The 20165-nt window shown below is 45.1% G+C and carries 23 protein-coding genes; 2 read left to right on the top strand and 21 right to left on the bottom strand.

Going from position 1 to position 20165, the window contains the following annotated elements; genetic code table 11:
- Positions 1 to 52 precede the first annotated feature (52 nt).
- The 7 genes from H8B09_RS06670 to H8B09_RS06645 form a co-directional block, all read right to left on the bottom strand.
- Positions 53 to 1006: a sigma-70 family RNA polymerase sigma factor gene (locus H8B09_RS06670; RefSeq protein ID WP_191202620.1), complete on the bottom strand. Its 954-nt coding sequence runs from the start codon at positions 1004 to 1006 to the stop codon at positions 53 to 55.
- 77 nt (positions 1007 to 1083) lie between these two features.
- On the bottom strand, positions 1084 to 2187 hold the full coding sequence (locus H8B09_RS06665) for a P-loop NTPase family protein (protein WP_191202619.1): 1104 nt from the start codon (positions 2185 to 2187) through the stop codon (positions 1084 to 1086).
- Between the two features lie 10 nt (positions 2188 to 2197).
- Positions 2198 to 2698: a GNAT family N-acetyltransferase gene (locus H8B09_RS06660; protein WP_191202618.1), complete on the bottom strand. Its 501-nt coding sequence runs from the start codon at positions 2696 to 2698 to the stop codon at positions 2198 to 2200.
- A 21-nt stretch (positions 2699 to 2719) separates the two neighbouring features.
- Complete coding sequence (locus H8B09_RS06655; RefSeq protein WP_191202617.1) at positions 2720 to 3586, bottom strand: alpha/beta hydrolase; 867 nt, start codon at positions 3584 to 3586, stop codon at positions 2720 to 2722.
- Between the two features lie 267 nt (positions 3587 to 3853).
- Positions 3854 to 3949, bottom strand: coding sequence for a competence inhibitor ComI (gene comI, locus H8B09_RS30355; RefSeq protein ID WP_224753282.1), 96 nt, complete (start codon positions 3947 to 3949; stop codon positions 3854 to 3856).
- 161 nt (positions 3950 to 4110) lie between these two features.
- The gene (locus H8B09_RS06650; RefSeq protein WP_191202616.1) at positions 4111 to 4515 is read right to left on the bottom strand and encodes a hypothetical protein; all 405 of its coding nucleotides are present in this window, start codon (positions 4513 to 4515) and stop codon (positions 4111 to 4113) included.
- A gap of 34 nt (positions 4516 to 4549) precedes the next feature.
- On the bottom strand, positions 4550 to 5710 hold the full coding sequence (locus H8B09_RS06645) for an ABC transporter substrate-binding protein (protein ID WP_191202615.1): 1161 nt from the start codon (positions 5708 to 5710) through the stop codon (positions 4550 to 4552).
- A 263-nt stretch (positions 5711 to 5973) separates the two neighbouring features.
- Between H8B09_RS06645 and H8B09_RS06640 the strand changes: the two genes are divergently transcribed.
- Entirely contained in the window at positions 5974 to 6987 is a 1014-nt protein-coding gene (locus H8B09_RS06640; protein ID WP_224753281.1) for an aminoglycoside phosphotransferase family protein, read from the top strand.
- Positions 6988 to 6994: 7 nt separating this feature from the next.
- Here H8B09_RS06640 and H8B09_RS06635 read toward each other — a convergent pair whose 3' ends face one another.
- The 6 genes from H8B09_RS06635 to H8B09_RS06610 all read right to left on the bottom strand — a co-directional run bounded on the left by H8B09_RS06635 (position 6995) and on the right by H8B09_RS06610 (position 11350).
- The gene (locus H8B09_RS06635) at positions 6995 to 7816 is read right to left on the bottom strand and encodes an alpha/beta fold hydrolase (RefSeq protein WP_191202614.1); all 822 of its coding nucleotides are present in this window, start codon (positions 7814 to 7816) and stop codon (positions 6995 to 6997) included.
- A gap of 52 nt (positions 7817 to 7868) precedes the next feature.
- Entirely contained in the window at positions 7869 to 8291 is a 423-nt protein-coding gene (locus H8B09_RS06630; RefSeq protein ID WP_191202613.1) for a MarR family winged helix-turn-helix transcriptional regulator, read from the bottom strand.
- Between the two features lie 117 nt (positions 8292 to 8408).
- Complete coding sequence (locus tag H8B09_RS06625; RefSeq protein WP_191202612.1) at positions 8409 to 8720, bottom strand: hypothetical protein; 312 nt, start codon at positions 8718 to 8720, stop codon at positions 8409 to 8411.
- Positions 8717 to 8974, bottom strand: coding sequence for a hypothetical protein (locus H8B09_RS06620; protein ID WP_191202611.1), 258 nt, complete (start codon positions 8972 to 8974; stop codon positions 8717 to 8719). The genes H8B09_RS06625 and H8B09_RS06620 overlap by 4 nt, the downstream gene beginning before the upstream one ends.
- Positions 8975 to 9099: 125 nt before the next feature.
- Positions 9100 to 10605 carry a UDP-N-acetylmuramoyl-L-alanyl-D-glutamate--2,6-diaminopimelate ligase gene (locus H8B09_RS06615; RefSeq protein ID WP_191202610.1) on the bottom strand — a complete coding sequence of 502 codons (1506 nt, stop codon included), beginning with the start codon at positions 10603 to 10605 and terminating at the stop codon, positions 9100 to 9102.
- Positions 10606 to 10642: 37 nt separating this feature from the next.
- Positions 10643 to 11350 (bottom strand): hypothetical protein, encoded by a 708-nt coding sequence (locus H8B09_RS06610; RefSeq protein ID WP_191202609.1) that lies wholly within the window; start codon positions 11348 to 11350, stop codon positions 10643 to 10645.
- Positions 11351 to 11774: 424 nt separating this feature from the next.
- Between H8B09_RS06610 and H8B09_RS06605 the strand changes: the two genes are divergently transcribed.
- Positions 11775 to 12188: a hypothetical protein gene (locus H8B09_RS06605; protein ID WP_502572608.1), complete on the top strand. Its 414-nt coding sequence runs from the start codon at positions 11775 to 11777 to the stop codon at positions 12186 to 12188.
- A gap of 239 nt (positions 12189 to 12427) precedes the next feature.
- Here H8B09_RS06605 and H8B09_RS06600 read toward each other — a convergent pair whose 3' ends face one another.
- The 8 genes from H8B09_RS06600 to H8B09_RS06565 all read right to left on the bottom strand — a co-directional run bounded on the left by H8B09_RS06600 (position 12428) and on the right by H8B09_RS06565 (position 20160).
- Positions 12428 to 12988, bottom strand: a complete 561-nt coding sequence (locus H8B09_RS06600; protein WP_191202842.1) for a P-loop nucleotide/nucleoside kinase family protein — start codon at positions 12986 to 12988, stop codon at positions 12428 to 12430.
- A gap of 11 nt (positions 12989 to 12999) precedes the next feature.
- Entirely contained in the window at positions 13000 to 13674 is a 675-nt protein-coding gene (locus tag H8B09_RS06595; RefSeq protein WP_191202607.1) for a class I SAM-dependent methyltransferase, read from the bottom strand.
- Entirely contained in the window at positions 13671 to 14498 is an 828-nt protein-coding gene (locus H8B09_RS06590) for a class I SAM-dependent methyltransferase (RefSeq protein WP_191202606.1), read from the bottom strand. The genes H8B09_RS06595 and H8B09_RS06590 overlap by 4 nt, the downstream gene beginning before the upstream one ends.
- 180 nt (positions 14499 to 14678) lie before the next feature.
- Positions 14679 to 15455: a hypothetical protein gene (locus H8B09_RS06585; RefSeq protein WP_191202605.1), complete on the bottom strand. Its 777-nt coding sequence runs from the start codon at positions 15453 to 15455 to the stop codon at positions 14679 to 14681.
- 154 nt (positions 15456 to 15609) lie between these two features.
- Positions 15610 to 17280 (bottom strand): glycerol-3-phosphate dehydrogenase/oxidase, encoded by a 1671-nt coding sequence (locus tag H8B09_RS06580; protein WP_191202604.1) that lies wholly within the window; start codon positions 17278 to 17280, stop codon positions 15610 to 15612.
- Positions 17281 to 17445: 165 nt separating this feature from the next.
- Positions 17446 to 18942 carry a glycerol kinase GlpK gene (gene glpK / locus H8B09_RS06575; RefSeq protein ID WP_318152543.1) on the bottom strand — a complete coding sequence of 499 codons (1497 nt, stop codon included), beginning with the start codon at positions 18940 to 18942 and terminating at the stop codon, positions 17446 to 17448.
- Position 18943: 1 nt separating this feature from the next.
- Positions 18944 to 19522 (bottom strand): glycerol-3-phosphate responsive antiterminator, encoded by a 579-nt coding sequence (locus H8B09_RS06570; protein WP_191202602.1) that lies wholly within the window; start codon positions 19520 to 19522, stop codon positions 18944 to 18946.
- Between the two features lie 287 nt (positions 19523 to 19809).
- Positions 19810 to 20160 (bottom strand): MmcQ/YjbR family DNA-binding protein, encoded by a 351-nt coding sequence (locus H8B09_RS06565; protein ID WP_191202601.1) that lies wholly within the window; start codon positions 20158 to 20160, stop codon positions 19810 to 19812.
- Between the last annotated feature and the right edge of the window lie 5 nt (positions 20161 to 20165).

Raw genomic sequence — 20165 nt, 5'->3', positions numbered from 1 at the left:
GTCCCACATTCTCCTGCAAACCCACTCGCGAAATAACCTTCCTTCAAAGAACTTAATCAGAGTGGACATTGACCAAATTTCCGTCAGGATCGAAGCATTCAAACCATTGTCCGCACCCGTCGTCATAACGGTCATTAGTTCGGACACCATTTTCCCTAAGAAGAGCGTAAACCGCTTCAATATCATCGGTGTGGTAAGTAAACACAATGGACGATCTGCCGATGTTGTGAGAATCTCGTTTCTTAACAAGTATAATATTGGGACCGCCTTCTATACGAATAATGGCGTTGTCTTCGATGTCTTGATCCGGGTGAAATGGAGGGCGCACCAATTCAAAGCCTAGCATTTCGACATAGAAATGAAGGGACTTCTTCAAATCGGACACATGCATGTCGATGGTGATCATTGCTTTAATTCTCGCTTTTACGCGCTGGCTAAATTGATTATCCACTTTGTGCGTTGTCAGAACCTCTGCTGCCATCTCGAACAACCCCTTCTTCATTTTTAATTTGGCTCTTCTTAGCCGACTTTCAACTGTGTTGCTCGATATATCTAAGACTTCACTTATTTCTCTCGTGTTAAAACCACTAATAAAGTACATATAAACGACATTACGATGATTCTCATCAAGCTGGTTAAAAGCCTGATGCACCTTCTCCACTTTCTCATTACGAAGGACAGCATCTTCAACCGTATGCTCTGACCTCATGTCGACCAAGTCAGAATAGGAGTCGACTTGCTTCGTACGGTACTTGCGCAGCCAATCAAGAGATAGTCTTCTCGCAATCGTATAGAGCCAGTTACCGAGCGTTTCTTCGTTCTCTAATTGGGAGAGATTGTACCATGCTCGAACGAATGTTTCTTGTGCGATATCTTGAGCTAAATAATAATCCAACACCACTTGGTAGGAAGCGGCGTGCACTACGTTTGAATACGTTGAGACCAATACGGTAAAAGCTTCTACATCCCCTTCTTTCGCTGCTCGAACAAGCTTCTTATCGATCATCACGGCTTATCATTTCCTTCCAACAATATAGACGTGAACAGATACGAATTTCCGTGCAAGTTGGGTTAAAAAAAAGCTTAATCCCATATTTTTCCAAAAACCGTCCCTCTTGTCGTCCACCGATCAGTGAGTTGTTCCCCTGTAAGTATGAGACTGCCACCATCCACTTCGATGGTTACTGGAAGATCATTCAAGCCGAACTTCGTTGCCGATTTAGGCATGATCCGCTTTCTCCCACCTCCTGGTGTAATAAAGCAATCCCCCGCGATTTCAATCGTCTGATCGAGAACATCATTATAGTATTGCCCTTCTGGATACATGACATGATGTTGTTCGGATTGAACATAAGATATGTCCAAAAACTCGAGTAACGAAGATTCGTATTCCGACCAATTCCCCTCCGTGATTTCAACAGCGAGTTTTGGACAAGGTGAATTATCAAATAGCTTTTTGGCATATTCTCCGTAATCGCTCAGGAGCATCTTATAGCCTTCACTGCCAGCGGGCCGGTCTTTGTAATACGGACGATTTCGATCTCTCTCCCAGATACGCTCCAGAAAACGTATACCGCGCTCTCGAACTAGAAAGTCGATTGAGTCATTCGTATTTTCTCGATAATAATAAACAAGAGTTGGATGAAGAGGAGTAATGATATCGTACAGTTTCTGGATAAAATTGCGAAGTTCTTCATATGATTTCCCAGCTAACAGAAAGCTATAGATCTGAAATTGAAAGATGCTGCTGTCCAGAATAACAACTTCATCCGAACCTATCAGCTTACTAACGAAAGACACCCACTTTTCAACTGCAATCTGTGCGTATCGATCAATGGAATAATTCCAAACATCGTATTGCTTTAAGTTATGGAGGGCATCCTTCCCAACAACTTCAAGTTGATTCCACTCCAATTCTAATAAATCAATTCCATACAAACTGCCATATTTCATTACCCGTTGTCCCAGTATGGATGCCATATGAGGATAGCGTGAAATATATGTATTGTACTCCGTTTCATCTAGTGCCGCCTCGAAGAAAAAGAGTGTAGGATGTGGTCTGGCTACTTCGTGAACCCATCTCGCTCGATGACCGTTTCTCTCTAGTTTATCGATAATAAATCCCGCGTTTGTTGACTTTCCTGTAGAAGGCAGTCCTTCCATTAGGATTAGTTTCGTTTGTCTCATAAAGTTCCTCTTATGTGCTTCCTCTCAATGTAAAATAGAATAAACCATCCTTCAAATCCTTATCTTGATTAAAAGCCAGCTTCTTCAGCAGCTTCTGTGATTGTACATTCTCAATTTCAGTTGTTGCCTCGATATAATCTAATTTCATTAAATCAAACCCGAGACGAATCATTTCGTGTAAAGCCTCCTGCATAATTCCCCGCCCCCAATATGGAGGAGCCAAATCAAATCCTATCTCGGCTTTCGTTTCATCTTGATCCGTTGACCAACAATGAAACCCGCAAGTTCCAATGAACTTGTTGGTTTCTTTATCGAACAATCCATATCTGCAACCGGTATCATTGATATGAAATGCAATGATCTCTTCAGCTTCTTGTAGATCTTTACACACTTCAATATCCATAAATCTAACTACTTCCGGAATTGAGAAATGTTTATATACAGCTTCTATATCCTCTAGGGTTAGTTCTCTCATGTATAGTCGTTCTGTTTCGATAATTGGATAATTCATTTCATGTATCCACCTTTTGACTTATGTATATAAATGCACCTTAAGAAAGTTAACTAATTGTTTGAAAGCTAATTGAACTTGTGGTTCTGTAAAATGGTGATCAAATACATGATCTGCTCCTTCAATTGTAATTAGTTCAGTTTGGATCCCCATACTTTTGAGCTTCTCATACATGATGGTAGATTGCTTGTATGGCACATCAGTGTCCTGATTGCCATGAAGGAATAAAGTAGGCGGATATTCTTCTGTAATATTGTCGATTGGATTGTATTGTTTCAATTTCTCTTCATCCAATATCGGATCCATCTTTGTCACCTCTTGAACCCACTTACCTTGCTGCCGACAATAAACATAGTAGTCAAATCTATCCCATGTACCACTTGTAATTTCGACATTTCCAATTCGATTTATAGCGTTTGCCCTATCAACTAGTGGTTTCGCACAATAGAACTCACTTGGTTGCGCATACCAGTCACCTAGAATATCCCCATACCCGTAGAAAGAAACAATAACATTGGGCTTATAATCCATGGTTCCAGTTAATAGACTAAGATATCCGCCGGCAGAACCACCTATTACTGCAATTCTTTTAATGTCAAAATCGTACCATTGAGTCGCATCTGTACGTACCCAATGAATGGCATCCCTTATATCTTCAATAATCCATTCAAATTTAGTTTCCGGCGCAAGGCGGTAATCGATATTCACCAAGCTAAATCCACAACTAGTGAAATACTCAATCTGTTCGACTGGCAGCCATTCCCTTGTCCCAAAGATTAATGCACCGCTATGAATGTATATAATTACAGGGGTTCTGGGTCCTTGATAATAGATATCTGCTTGAATCGAACAAGTCCCTGTCTGCTTATAAACCCTAGTTTCTTTCATCAACATCCCCCTCTCAATCAGATGTAATGTTATCTAAGAAACGCTCACGAAAAAAACAATATATAAGCACGGATCACCTTAATGTTGTTTTCGATTGTCTCCATTCACTTTTGCCGGTTCACTTCTTTTTCCAATTGTGTTATCATATTTAGTAAAGAAGCCGAGTGCTGCTAACACCCGGCTTGACAATTGGCTTGGATGGGTTCTCCCTACTGAGCTGAATAGGATGACAAAACCCACCATCGGCGCTAACCTTCGGGTGGGTTTTTACTTTCTCTTGTTGTTGGAATTAATGTATGTTAAAAGTGCAAGGATAAACGATCCAAATAGAAACATGACCGTTAACGCATCCTTTACTTCCATGGTATCACCTCCTTTCGAAGGGAAACCATGACCACCCAAGATTCAATTGTCTTCCCTATTGTACCATCATCTACCAATAAATTATAGAACAAATGTTCGAAGTTAGTTCTTCAACAATAGAAATCAAAAATACTGAGTTATTTACTTCACAAAGACCCCTTTCAAGGGGTCTTTGCATTGTCGGCTAATGTATCACTTGTATGATTTATCTCGTTCGCATCGTAAGAAGAATTCGATATGATTCTATGCAGCAGACCAACTGCTTTCTCAGAGAAGGAGCTCGCTCCGAACAACGCTGCCGTTTGTTCTAGGTGACGTATAATACCTTGAATCATTTCGATATCGGAAGAAGTGAGCATGAGCGCAGGCAGCGAATAGGTGCGATCCTCGTATTGGTAGCCCCGCCGCTTCGGATTGTAGACCAATGGCGCGAGCAGCGAGTCCGTCAAATACTCAATATCTCTACAAGCCTGCCGTACCGATATTTCGAAACGTGCTGCCAAATGGTTGCTGTTCGGATATTTGCCAAACCTTACTTGTTCGTCAAACCAAAGAATCCGATGCATGTTTCCCATGCTGTTCACCACACATTCCCTGCGTCTATTGGTGATCGTCGTACTCTCTTGCGATTATGCGAAGCCGCTCTTCCACGTTGATGCGACTTTCGCGTAGAACCCATTCTTGGAAGATATCATTGTTCCAGTAGTCCCATAATCGAAGACTGGACACGTCGAAAGCGCCCAACCGTGCGTTTTCTAATGATGCTAGAAATGGTTGATATAACGAATCCGCTTGCTGCCCGCTTACTCCTGCGACTGTGCGTGAAACAGCAAGATTATGCTTCGCCCATTCTCTCCCCGCTTCTGTATGCGGTGAAGTCAGCTCCTGAAGGAATGTCCATGCTAACGGTACGTTCTGGCATTGCGCTGAAATACAATAGCCATAAACCTGCACGATATTGCGCAGCGGTTCCTCCCCCATGCGAGGCGGCATCACGACCCCGAACTGTTCGCGGTGCTCCCGAGCCATTGGTTTAATCGCCCAGCTCGCATCGTAATACATAGCCATCTTATGATGGATAAAACATGCGACCCACGTCTCAGCGCCCACATCCTCGAATGGCGTCACTTCAAGCGGGTGATACATTTCGAGATACCGTCTTATCGTTTCCGCTGTTTCCGGAGAATCTAGATACCCAGAAGCCTTCTCCCCATCCTCCGATAAAAATGCTCCGCCGCGGCTCCACACTAGCGGCTCCACTGGGAGCAGCCTCGGCACCAAATAGGCACCGTAACGAACCACTTCACCATCGGCGTCATAACTGTTCAGCATCTGTGCCTTCCTAACGAATTCATCCCAGGTCCAATTGTCCTTGGGGTAAGCTACACCCGCTTCATCAAACAATGCTTTGTTGTAGAAAACACCTGGCACTTCCGCCATAACTGGAATCGCGCCGATACGACCTTTATCTGATGCAGCGTTCAGAGCTGATGGATAGAAGTCCAACACATCGAACGCGCTATTGTCCATTAAGGAAGTTAGGTCCAGAATGATCCCCCGATCAAGAAGATCACCAATATTGCTGCCATCCCAATCGAGTAGATCAGGGGCGCTGCCTTCCCGTATTGAACGCTCGATGATCTCTCTAGGAAGCGTCACAATTTCGATCTCTACACCTGGGTGCTTCTCCTCAAACTGCTTCTTCGCCAGTTCTAGCACCTTCTGATTCTTGTCATCACTCGCCGCTACCGACAGTCTCATGCTCATACACTCCTTTCATCTACGTTGTCTATTATAAAATAACTGGTATGACACAAGATGTCATGGCAACGATTCCTATTTGCATAATACAAAAATCATCAGTTTTGTACACTATCAAACTGAGTTATTAGCTTAGCGATCCGATGCTCCATTCCTATCTTCCAAAATATCACAACATGTTACATAATAAAATATGGAATTTCTTCTTTAAACTGAACAAGCCCACCTATGTAATAAACGATTCATTTCAAGCAATGGAGGCTATGAAAAGCATGGATATTAAGTTAGCAGAACAACTGATAGAACAATGGGCATCGGATAACGCCGATACCCTTGGCTTAAACCGTGAAAAGATCAGAGTATCTTACATTCTAAACCCTGGAGGCTTCAGTAACTTATCCCTCCGTTTATCGGATGAGGATAAACAGCTTTACGTCAAGCTGGCTCCACCCTATAAAGCCGCTCGGCTTCAGCAATGGGCGGACGTCAGCAGCTACTTAACAGATCACTATACAGCGCCTAAGCTAGTTCAGGCGATTGATCACGAAGTAGTGCCGGGATATTCGTATGGCCTTGTTTTTGAATATATTAAGGATGCGACTCCACTTGAGAATACTGAAAACCCTGAAGCCGTGCTGCCCAGAATACTAGAGACCATAGCAAAACTCCACCATGACGATCAACTCCGCTCCATGCTGCCTACAGTCAATTCGGTTACATATGCGGACGCATTCGAGGAAGAGTACATTAATCGGCTCACGGAGGATCTTGAAGGAATACGAGAATCTCGTGAATTACTTAGAGATTTTGTCTCGGACGAGATGATTGCATGGTTCGGAGATGAGATCGCAAGATTGAATGCAATCGTTCGGCAGACTCCTGCATTTCTTCTGCCTGCTATTGATGTGGTTCACAATGACTTAAACGGTAATAATGTTCTGGCGTATGGACGCGACGGATTCCGTATCATCGACTGGGACGACATCTCGGGTCAAGGCGATGCAGCAATGGATTACTCCGTATTGTTATGGCCTTATAAGCATGACGAATCATGGTCAATATGGAGGGAGAAGAATCTCACAGGATCAGATGCGGCAACCTTGGAACGGTTAGAGCTATATTTTCGGGCAAAGCTGCTTGATGAGGTTATTGATGTACTCGCCGATTATATCGAAGCTGAGCGGGTACCGGAGCACCGGGAAGCATTTCAAAACAAGGCTAAATCGATCCATCTTCGAGCTTATCCGCAATATCTCGCTCAATACGGAAACGGGTAAACATCTATTAGAAGCTTTCTAACCATTTCAGAATCGTACCTACTGCTTCCTCATATCTCTGACCGATTAGAACACCAGTATGAGTGGTATGCCAGAGCCCTTTGTATTCAGCACGGAGGTGCTCGGCTGTCACTCTACCTCTACGATCGTCATCTTCACAGTTCACCGCATTGACATCAAGACATGGACAAGTAATCAAACTGCTGTCGATCGATATCCCTTTACTTTCCGGTGTGAGGATAAAAGCATTAAACGCCTTAGCTGACTCCATCGCCAGATACTTTCGTTGGAATGCTATGTCCTCTTCCGATTCATCAATGGTTGTAAGTTCTTCACGGGCAGGAGCAGGTGCGACTAGTCCTTGGAACAATTGGCCTGCTTGGTGGTAAGGAACAGCTTCATACACTTCCCGGCTAATGACAGAATCGATTAACACGAGCCCTGCAATCTCAACGGTTTCTGCCAGCTTCTCGCTTAGGATCCCTCCCATGCTGAATCCGATCATAATCGGTGGACTCCCGCACTCTTCAATAATCTCTTTAACATCCTCCAGATAGTCCTCGAATGTAATGTTCGTCATATCCATTAGCCTACTTTTATAGTGACTTCTCATGTTCATGACATAACATTTCCATCCTTCACGGATAAAGTGAGGAATGTATTTGCTCCACATCCAACTGCCTGTGTAAGCACCGTGAACCAAGAGCAATGGCGGCCTTTTTTCCGCAGCTTGCAAGAGTTTCTCCCCTTCATAGATCTCTAGAAACAAATCATTGTCGCCAACATACTTCTCTGTGTGGATAGGCAATTCTTTTACGAAATCTCTCATGTTATTCACTCCTTGATATTTGGTTTGATATCAAACTATATGGTTAAAAAAATTAAAAGTTAACATGAATCTTTTTAAGAATTTGCAGCAGACTTTCCTTCTCTGTTTCCGTAATGTTCATGTAGAACAGGTTTAACACTTCTTGGGATATCTGTTCAAAGATTGGTTCCAACTCCTGCCCCTTGTCGGTCAAAGCAACATAAACAACTCTAGTATCTTCAATATCCCTTTCTTTCGTCACATAGCCGAGCCGAACCAACTTCTCAACAAGCGCCGTGACTGTAGATTTATCCTTCTTGATTCGCTTCGCAATATCAGCCATCGTGAGCCTAGTGGACTTAAATAGCGAATAAAAAATATCGCCATGCGAAGTACCAATACCGTCTACTCCGCGCTTCACCATCTCGGCGACAATAAACCGGTTAACTTTCTCTCTAATATTCGAAATCAATGAAATCGCGTCTCTGGTTTCCATACGCTCATTATAGTTTGACGTCAAACCAAATTCAAGACGCTAAGTAAACTTTTCACCACCCTAATTTTATCTTCTACAACAAAAAGCCGGGGAATTTCCCACGGCTTTCTCATCCAATCACTTTAGAGCAATATACTCTTGTAGTTCCTTAGAAGGCACAGCTTGTATCTGATAGTATTCCGACTTTCTTCCTTCGTTATCCGTATAGGTTAGTTTGACATTCATCGTTGTATAAATTCGTTCCATACTGACATTGATCTTCTGTTTATCGAGTACGAATGCACGGGCTAAACTTATTCCGAGTGGCTCTTGACCAGGTATTAAATTTACGGGTGCTTCGTTGATTGCATTTGTCGTAAACACATCGCTTGTAAGTAAATGTTGCTGCATCCATTTATCCAGCGAGAAAGACATCACAATGTTTTTCATTGGTTCTTTGATTTTTTTATAAAATATTCATAGACAATTCGATCGGCATCTTCGTCTTTTCTCAGGCTAATAGTTGCTGTAAGCTCGTATTTAAGAGAGTACTTCGTTTGCATCCCGCCACTAGCTATCTTCTCTTCTAAATCGACCTTCTCACTAAAAGCAGTCGCTTTATCATCGGCCATATCGGACTGCTCGGTACAGCCCGTGATAGCGATAACCGCCAGAATGAATATAAATGCGATTCTGTATTTCATGCTGTATTCACTCCCATATGAAGTAGGGTACACAAACCATGGAGGTGTCAATGAATCTCCGTAAGCTCATTATAGTTTTGATGTCAATCCAGACTCAATCTATCTTTTTTACACAACAGATTCGACTAATTAGTCGAACCGTTTCTCTCCCGAATTGCTTCCCTCGCAACCTCACGATCGTCAAAATGAATCGTTTCATCTGTCGTAATCTGGTACGTCTCATGTCCTTTACCCGCGATTACGACGACGTCCCCCGGAGTCGCCATTGTGATTGCATGCAAGATTGCTGCAGCACGGTTCTCGATTAATACATACTGATCTGACGGATATAATTTCTCTCGCAGTCCTTCCTCGATGTCGGATAAAATACGCGTCGGATCCTCTGAACGAGGATTATCGGAAGTTACAATCACATAGTCGCTATATTCAGCCGAGATGCCGCCCATGATCGGTCGTTTCGTCCGGTCGCGATCGCCTCCGCATCCGAACACTGTAATTATTTTGTTCTCGGCGAATGCCTTTACTGCCCGAAGCACATTATCCAACCCATCTGGTGTATGGGCGTAATCAACGAGCACAAGAAATGGCTGACCCTCGTCTACAATCTCTAAGCGTCCTGGAACGCCAGGCAGCGAAGCGAGGCCATCGCGAATCGTTTCCAGAGTCAAACCCTCTGCAAGCGCAGTCGTAATTGCTGCAAGTGCATTATAAACGTTAAACGTTCCTACCATAGCCATCTGCATTTCAATAGTTCCTTTATAAGTGACAGCACGGAATGCCGTACCCTGTGCAGTCATACGAATATCCTCTGCCTTCACATCTGCGTCTGTTTGGATACCGTACGTAAGGATATGAGCCGCGGTCAGTTGCTTGAAAACGGCCGACGCTTGATCATCCGCATTTAATACCGCAAACTTGCAAGCATTAGGATCGGCAGAGAACCGATTGCCAAGTCGAGAGAAGAAATGCCCCTTAGCCGCAATATAATTATCCATCGTTCCGTGATAGTCCAGATGATCCTGTGTAATGTTCGTAAATACCGCAGTCCGAAAATCACAGCCCAGCACCCGACCGGCATCAATTCCCTGCGATGTCACTTCCATTACGGCATATGTACAGTTCGCATCAACCATTCGTCTGAGATTCGCCTGCAGTACTGGCGGTTCCTGCGTATTGATGTCCGTTGTGAAAGTCGTGTCTCCGATTCTCGTCCCTATATTCCCCATCAGGCCCGCGATGTTTCCGGCGTGCCGCAGAATCGCTTCGATCATGTGGGCTGTCGTTGTTTTGCCGTTCGTGCCTGTAACTCCAATCAACTTCAGTTCACTGCTCGGGTATCGGTGGAAATGCGCTGAAAGTACCGCGAGCGCATGCCGCGAATTCTTCACAAGAATCATTGGAACATCGACTTCTATAGGTCGTTCGGCAACAACAGCAGCCGCTCCCGCTTGAACAGCGTTAAGAGCGTAAGGGTGCCGATCTTCCTGGTAACCAGGGATCTCGGAAATACACACGAATAGATCACCGGGCTTCACACGCTGCGAATGATTAGAAACACCAGTAATCTCGATCTCTGTATCTCCTTGAATTACCGCATTAGGAATTAGTGCTGTCAATTCACGCAATTTCATCTAAGCAAACCTCCTCAAATTAATCAGTAGGTACAGGTCATATCGACTTTAATCCGGATTCCGTGCATTGATAGTGCTTGATTGCATTCCGTGTTTGAATATCAAATTGCACTCTATCAGCGTCATTGTTATTTAAGATATTCTCCACACCATATCCTTTCAAGCTTGTAGCTGTATATTCGTTTCTTATTGGATCTAATTCAGCTATTAACCCTTTAAGATAAGCATCCCCATTGTTACGGACAGCCCAGATTGTAGCAGTCGCTTCATACTCAAAGAAGTCCACTAGGTAAAAATCCGTATCTACCCATAATGCCCAGTCCGAACCTGCTAAGTAGTCTTGGCAATCTGCCGTTAATTTGATCTCCATCGACTCGATCATACGGTCTTTATCTGGCGAATTTCCAAAATGGGGATCTCGAGAGGGCTGTACTTGAAGCCAAAAAGTATCAATTACATCGTAATCACCTGTTGGCCAAGATCGCTTTGCCGGAGTCGTATGACCTGTGCAATATACGCTTCCATCCAATCGTTTAAATTGGAACAATGCATTATTCCAGATGTCTATGTTTGATTGTACGTATACTTTACGATCGCCAGAAGAGTCCGTGTATACTCTCACTTCAGCTGAAACCTGTTGTCCGATATAAGGCGCCGAATCTTCCGTTCGAGAATAATCTTGATTCGGATTAGACCACATTATGTAATTTATGCACTCATCGATCGCGCTCTCAATATTCGCCATCGTGTATCCTGCTGGCAATCGCTCGTTAGTACCTGAATTACTCTGTATACCTAAACTGCAGGAACTAAGGAGCAGAATGAAGCTTACTGCGAGCAATCGCAATACAATCTTATTAGTCATAATTTCAAACCTCTGTTTCGATGAATTACCAGAATAGAGATTAGTGCATCCAATTCAAACAATGGAAAAGCGGTTAATTGTAATAGTGATATTGTTTCCTTCATCACAAAGAGTTTGCATCAAAAAGGAGGGTATAATATGAGTTGGTGCACGATGCGATTATTACGGCTGGAGTTTATGTGAATTTGACGGACTTTTCCCATTTCAAGTGGGCCCTACAAAGAAAGGAACAACTCTGGGTGTCGTTAGATTAGGCGGGCGCAGAGAAAATGGCGAAACAGGATGGGAATGTGCCTCACGTGAGGTGTTCGAAGAAGCATCCATTGCATTAACAGCGCTTAAACCACCAGCTACATACTGGTTTGAATCATCGGACCAACCTTCTTTGAAGAAAATAGGCTGGCAAGTAGATGACGTTCAACCTATTCTTGTTGGGAAACGTAAGGATAGCCGCTATGTCACACCGATCTATTTGGCATACTCCCATGATACTCCACGACCAGCAGCCGAAACAAAAGGTCTATTGCTTCTCACCCCGACTGAAATTGCAACAATTACGTCGGGCAATTTATCCCTTGGGCATTTCCTAGAGAACGGCGGGAAAGCGATCGTCGAGCACAACCTTCCGCTAAATCTACCTTTGGAACCTTACCCGCACCTTAGACTTGTTCATACCCTGTTAAAAATCCATCCCGAGATCGCAAACTCAGTTCAATAAATATTAAGCTCGCCAAATTTCATGCATGCTTACGAACTACAAATTCATTCTAATAAGGATATCAGTTCGGTGAAATACTGATTGCAGGATAAATACAGGAGGTGATCCATCATATGAGCACAAAAACAAATCCTAATAAACACAAGCCGAAAAGCAACCCGTCTCGTTCCAACGATCCGAACGATCAAGGGAAACCAAATGTGCAGAAATAGTCCGAGGATCACTTTGCCTAAATTGCATTACCCTACCCGGTCATTATGATCGGGTTTATTGATGTAAGCTATAACAGCGCCGAGGTAATCATCCAAAGGCTGCGAAGTGTCCACTTTCATACATGGCAGATGGGCTGGCTTCTTCGCACGATTGATGACTTCCTGCCATCTTTCTTCAGGTATATCAACCGGACCAATCTGGGTCATCATTCGTTCACGCTTGGTCAACCTATTGTTGAGTTCATGAATATCGTTCAAAATACACTCCACATACTTATAATTTGCATCATGTTTCAGTGCCAATCCGGTACCTTTCTCAACCAGAACATCATACAAACATGGACTATCCAGAATAACGTTATGTCCTTGAGAGAGATAGAAATCGACTAATGACCATTCCAAATGGTAGGCAGCTCCGCCTGCACGTTTGGGATCTACATCGTGGACTCCCTCTAGCTCCAGTCCCTCTATTAAGCCTGATTTCACAATATCATGGTCTATAATAACGGCTTTCGTGATCTTCGCTATTTCCCTGGCGAGCGTTGATTTCCCCGAGCCAGGGAATCCAGACATTTGTAGAAAGAACATGATTGCTCCTTTCAAACTCGTACTTCCTTCACATTCAAGTAATTATGTATGTTCCCACGTTCGAGTGAATGCAGTCGAACTTCGCCATACCTCTTCCAATGATAGGGACTATGAAAGTGATCAAAATGCACTCCTTCATTCTCTATAATCGAGTGAGGTTCGAATTCGAACGATTCAATTTCACCGCGCAATTGATTCAATGCATCGTCGAATGAATCTGTAATATTCTTACCATTGTCAGACTTCACCAAAACACCTTGTGGATTCTTGCGAATACGAATCTCCCCAAAGGCTAGAAAAGATAATATTCCGCTAGGCTTAAGCAATCGTTTTATTACAGGATACATCTCGACCCTTGCGTTCGTATGAATCATATCGTAGATCATTATGAAATCGATGCTGCTGTCTGGAATATGAGCTAGGTCCAAATGATTGGCGCACAGTACTTCAACATTAGACAACTCAGCATCCTGGATGCGTTGATGGGCTGCTTTGAGCGGTTTCTTGTCTTTATCCACGGCAATGACGCGACCTTCCACTCCTACAGCTATAGCGGCGGGGATTGTATAATGAGCAAGACCACAGCCAAGATCCATAGCTGTCATCCCGTTTGCAAGACCACATCTGCGTAATGTTTGCACGGCCTCCGTCTTTTCCCAATGACATACCTCTTCATATGCGTTCACACGGATCCTCCTTTCATTTCATCCGCCTGTCCGATCATTAATGCATGATAGTTCACGACTCGCAGCCCTTTCGGAGTGGAATGCCGGGCAAATATGTCTTCCACTTCTCTTAAGCATTCATCCCATACAATCTTCTTCAGCGATTCCTTCTGACCAAAACATTTCTTAATCAATACATCCTCAGGGCTCGACAGAAATTCAACCTCTTCAAAGATTTGGAGGTCTATCCTCTTCAGATTGCTCTCAGAAAGTTGTCTATCATATCGAGACTGAATATCGGCTAGGTAATTGTCTGGAAGTGGTGTGTACAATCCTGGAAATAATCGTCTAAGTCCACCATCCGTACCACAGTGATATAAACCGAGCACAATTCCGCCAGGCTTTAAGATCCGATGTCCCTCATCTAACCCTCTGTGAAATAGCCATGGACCTTTCTTCGTATAGATGACATCAAAAGTATCATCAAGAAACGGCATCTTCCCGTCAGCATCTACAACAAGAAATCGAGTAGATTGACTGGCATTTCCATTTGCAGTCGATATGTACGCAGGAACGACGTCGATACCAATAACTTCTTGGGTTTTATCAGCAAAAGTCATCGTGAATTCGCCATGACCGCACCCGACGTCTAATACTCGCGTATCCTCATTGAGAAAAGCAGAGATTTTGTCTGCGAAAATGGTTTCTGCTCTCGGTTCATCAAACACGGATTTCCATGGGTATTTATAAACTCCACTTTCAAGCGCCACATTGGCGTGCCACTCTGCCGTTTGGGGTGGAATCCAATACGGATGCTGCATGGGGTCAAATAATGGTTTTTGCATTTCGACGGCTCCTTTGCATCAAGATCCTCCACATATTGCCAGGGTGTAATTTCACTATTGAATAGTTCTCCCATTAGTTTCATTCCCCATTAGAAATAAATTTTGGTCCATCACTTACTACGATTAAGCATATAAAGATCTTTAATTTATTCTTTAAATGGTTAAATTATCCTCCTTTTTTTAAATCTCTAGATTTGCCGCCAATCCCCGTATTTCTTCACTTAACCTTCGATTAACCGGATACACTTCTTCCAGGTAATTTAATATGCACAGCGCGGACTCGGGAACACGATCATACCCCTGCATCATCCCACTGATGCGTGTCGCAAAACGTGGAAATCGCTTCTCTAACCGTCTCTCATTCCCGAATGGGTCAGGATAGTAATCCACTTCTTGCTCCAACAGGTGGAGAACGGATAGAATACTGTCGATCGCGTAGCTTTGAACAAATCTCATTGCTGATAGACGCTCACCACGTGCAAAGCGACCCAGACCTACGTATAGATTCGTCAAAGCTTCGTTCAGTGGAAAGTCCAATGAATCCTTTCTTACACTAATAATTGGATTGGATGAGTTAGCGGGTATGAATTGACCATACACCGGATCCTTCCATACGATTCGTCCCCCTTTATAGGAGACGTTCGCCAACTCCCATTCTTCAAACACAGCATATTCGCCGTAAATACCGTCCTCGAACAATATTTTGTAACCATCATCCGTATTCTTAAACGAGTAGGCAAGCGGGTGAGTCTCTTCGAGCCAATCCAATTGATCGATATATCTGCTCTTCTCCCCTGGTTTCACAATGACAAAGAAATCCAAATCCGAATATTCATCTAATCGTTCCATTTCGATCCCTACAGAACCTACACCTAGTAATACAAACGCTCCCCCTTTGCGCTCAAGCGTCCTCCCAATTTCATTGAGCCGTTGAAGCAGCGATTCTGTTCTCTTCATCACGATTCCTCCTTGGGTTTGGAATGCAAAAAGGGCCCAACCCCACACTTCTCAGCGAGGTTGAACCCTAAGGTTACATTGCCTTTATATTCCTATTGCGAAAATAACACGTATTCGTTGATGCTGTCAATCGAATCGTTCCGACATCATTTACTTAAATCCTTTGCGATTCGCTTGCCTTGGATGCTGCGGCCAGTTCTTGCTCTACCTCTTGCGCATACTCTTGCTTCTGCTCATCGGAATATGCCAGATATTCAGCCATGAATTCGATCACAGCTGCTTTCCATTGTCTTGCCCACTCGATATCGAACAGAATAGCCCCTGTTCTCCGCATGAGGAAATCGACGGGTTTGACGGCCATCTCCTCTTCAATTGCATATAGCAGCTCCGCCCGCAGATCAAGCGGAAGATCAGACGAATTCGCTTTCCCCTTCGCACTCTGAATCAAATCATGAATAACATTTACGTTCGAACCATAACGGCGGGCAAGCTTCTCGGACAACTCCTTCGTCAGGCCGAGATTTACACCTGCCGTAGTCATTCGATTGACGAACGAGAGGAATTGGCGAGATCCGCCTACATCGCCTCCGGATATCGGCAGCGTCTTCGTGCTGCATGGTTTAAACGTTCTGCCATTGGATTCATGAAGCTTGGTTGCCAGTAGGTCGGTTACCGTTTCAGCCATTTTGCGATAGCCAGTCAATTTGCCGCCCGCGATTGTAATGAGTCCGGAAGGGGACACAAAAATCTCGTCACGTCTGGATACTTCCGACGGAGATTTGCCCTCTTCGTAAATCAGAGGTCGTAATCCTGCCCAGCTGGACTCCACATCCTCCGCCGTCAGATTCAGGTCTGGGAACATGCCATTCGCAGCACCCAGTATATAATCCCGATCCTCTTCGCTCATGCGCGGATGAACGGTGTCTCCTTTATAATCCGTATCCGTGGTGCCGACGTACGTTTTGCCATCGCGCGGAATAGCGAACACCATACGTCCGTCTGGCGTATCAAAGTAGATTGCCTGGCGCAGCGGGAACCGGCTTCCATCGAATACGAGATGAACGCCTTTCGTAAGTCGCAGCGTCTTGCCCTGTTTCGAACGATCCAGCTCGCGAAGCGTATCTACCCAAGGGCCTGTTGCATTAACGATCTGGCGCGCCTTGATTCGATACGTTGCCCCTGTAATCAAGTCTCGGGCGAGGACCCCAATGAGCTTGCCTCCATCATAGAGAAGCTCCTCCGCCTTCACATAGTTTGCAGCTTGCGCCCCCGCTTCTACGGCTTTCTTCATGACCTCGATGGTCAGACGAGCATCATCGGTCCTATATTCCACATAGTAACCGCCGCCCTTCAAGCCATCACGACGAAGCAGCGGTTCTTTAGCCAGCGTCGCTTCTTTGCTTAACATTTTGCGCCGTTCCTCACGCTTGACCCCAGCGAGGAAGTCGTATACACGCAGACCGATCGACGTGGAGAACGCCCCGAACGTACCTCCCTTGTAGAACGGCAGCAGCATCCACTCCGGCGTCGTCACATGCGGACCGTTCTCGTAGACAACGGCGCGCTCCTTGCCGACTTCGGCAACCATCTTCACCTCGAACTGCTTCAGATACCGCAGTCCGCCATGGACAAGCTTCGTCGAACGGCTTGAAGTTCCAGCTGCGAAATCCTGCATCTCGATCAATGCGGTGGACATGCCCCGTTTCCGAGCATCCAGTGCAATCCCTGCGCCTGTAATCCCACCACCGACAATAAGTACGTCAAAAGTTTCATTATCCAAATTAGAAAGCCGTTTTCTACGATCCGTTGCAAGGTTTCTATTCATCTGTTATCCCTCATTTGTATTATGTTATATAAAAAAGAACCACATTCATCCCGCCGCGCAAGCGCAGCGGGAACTTTCGTGGTTCTCCCGATCTCCTACCGAATATTAACTTGTGAAAGTGATGAATGCATTTTTTATACGATACTCTTTAGACGGCCTAGCCTACTATGGCTTGAATGCCATAGCAGCATGAACTGCTTTCTTCCAGCCTGCATATAACCGTTCCCGCTCATTCTCTGGCATTGTCGGCATAAACGTTCGATCCAGCTTCCAGCCTTCAGCGATCTCTTGCTTATCCGCCCAATAACCTACGGCTAGACCGGCTAGATAAGCCGCTCCCAGCGCAGTCGTCTCGTTAACGACAGGACGTTCGACCTCCGCTCCAAGAAGGTCGCTCTGGAACTGCATAAGAAAATCATTGCGTACCGCACCGCCATCTACCCGTAACCCTTTAATGGGAAGACCCGAATCGAGGGACATTACCTCTAACACGTCTCTGCTCTGATAAGCGAGCGATTCCAACGTTGCCCGTATGAAATGCTCCTTCGTCGTTCCCCGTGTGAGTCCGAATACAGCCCCACGTACATCGCTGTCCCAATAAGGGGTACCCATACCAACGAAAGCCGGCACAACATATACGCCGTCAGCGGAAGTTACTCGCTCCGCATATATCGCGCTATCCGAAGTTTGCTTCAACATCCGAAGTCCGTCACGCAGCCATTGGATGGCAGATCCTGCGACGAATACGCTGCCCTCCAGCGCATACTCTACCTTGCCATCGATTCCCCAGGCGATTGTCGTTAACAGACCATGTTCGGAACGGACGGCTTCTTCGCCTGTGTTCATGAGCATGAAGCAGCCTGTGCCGTACGTGTTTTTGGCCATCCCCTTCTCGAAGCAAGCTTGACCGAACAGCGCTGCCTGCTGGTCTCCCGCGATCCCTGCAATCGGCACCTTGCATCCGAAGAAGTGATGCTCAATCGTTTGTCCATATACCTCCGACGAAGGACGAACCTTCGGGAGCATGGACGCTGGAATGTCCAGAATGCCAAGCAATTCCTCATCCCAAGTCAGCTCATGAATATTATAGAGAAGCGTTCTAGACGCATTGGAATAGTCAGTGACATGTACCTTGCCCCCAGTCAACTTCCACACCAGCCATGAATCGATGGTACCGAATAGCAGATCACCATTCTCCGCTTTCTTACGGGCTCCTTCAACATGATCAAGCAGCCATTTGATCTTCGTCCCTGAGAAATAAGGATCAATCAACAGGCCTGTTTTCTCATGGAAACGTTGTTCGTGCCCTTGACGCTTCAGTTCTTCGCAAATGTCATGCGTCTGTCTAGACTGCCACACGATCGCATGATGGATTGGACGGCTTGTATGACGGTCCCATACTACTGCCGTCTCCCGCTGGTTCGTAATGCCGATTGCCTCGATCTGCTCGGGACGAATATCTGCCTTGGACAGCGAAGCAGCAATAACACTGAGTACCGATACCCATATTTCATTCGCGTCATGCTCAACCCAGCCCGGTTGTGGAAAATATTGCTTGATTTCCTGCTGCGCCGTGCTGACAATGTGACCCTGCCGATCGAAAATAATAGCCCGAGAGCTCGTCGTCCCTTGATCGATCGCCATAATGTATTTGTGAGACACGTTAGCGTTCCCCTTTCCGCCCTGTATGCTCAAAATGCTTCCACAGTTCATAGTTCGACGTTGTCACTGCTGATGCTCCAGCCTGGAGCGCCTGCTCGACGTCTTGCACTGTTCGGATCAAGCCGCCTGCGAAGATCGGAACTCCCGTCCGCTGCGCTACCTCGGTGATGATATGTGGTATGACTCCTGGAAGCACTTCAATAAAGTCCGGTTTTGTTCGTTCGAACATGGCATAGCTCTTCTCAAGGGCATTCGTATCGAGCAGAAACAGCCTCTGAATGGCAAGCAGTCCGTTCTGCTTCGTCTTTGCAATCACACCTGCTCGCGTGGATACGATGCCCGCCGGTTTGACAACTTGGCATAAGTACTCTGCCGCATACTCGTCATTCTTCAGCCCTTCGATCAGATCCGCGTGCAGAATCGGCTTCTTGCCATGCGATTTCGCCAGATCGACGATCGGCCGAATTTGGCTGATGTGAGTGTCCAATATGACGATATATTCATACGACAGCTTGATAAGCTTTTCTAGATCCTTCACTTTCCGGGCAGCAGGCAATATGCTCTGGTTATGGAAGCTCATGTTGTCCTCCCCTTCCGCTTCTCACGGATTGGCTCACTTATATGACAAAAAAGGAGAACGACGAACTGACCCTTAGGGCCTAATTCGCGTGTTCTCCTTGTCTCCGCCACATCTATTAACTTGGGTCCATTATAAACGATACGGAAAGGAGTGTCTACATGAGAACGAATTTTTGTGATATTGTTCCGTCTTGTTGTAAAGACAACTCAGATTTTCCTTATTATCCATCTTCGAACGATTTTTATTATTTTAGTTCTGTTATTGTTAAGTGTTGAAAAGACAGTCTCTTATAAAGCCGAGCGGTTTTCAAAAAAAGCTTTTGCTATTTTCTTTGGAGCAACGCACCCCCATGCATCTCGGATACAGTCCTTCACTTCAGCATCCTTCGCTGATTCAAGTTTGATATGCATATAATTCAGGTTGGAGAATGTATCCGGGATACTGTAGCTATCAGGGTCATTCTGGATATAGAAAGCTCTTTCTTCCTTGGTAGTTTTTACGGTAAGAGTCTTCTTATCGTCCTGGATCACAGCAAAGATCTTGTTATTCATTCGAAAAGAGGGTTTACCCCAGTGCTCCACCTCTTCGGCTCCAGGCATCGATAGAGCCAATTCACGAATTTCGGTTATTGATAACATTCAAG

The sequence above is a fragment of the Paenibacillus terricola genome (assembly GCF_014779765.1).
Taxonomy (GTDB): Bacteria; Bacillota; Bacilli; order Paenibacillales; family Paenibacillaceae; genus Paenibacillus_T; species Paenibacillus_T terricola.
Note: the sequence above shows the minus strand (reverse complement) of the source record. Positions and strands in the feature narration are given on the sequence as shown.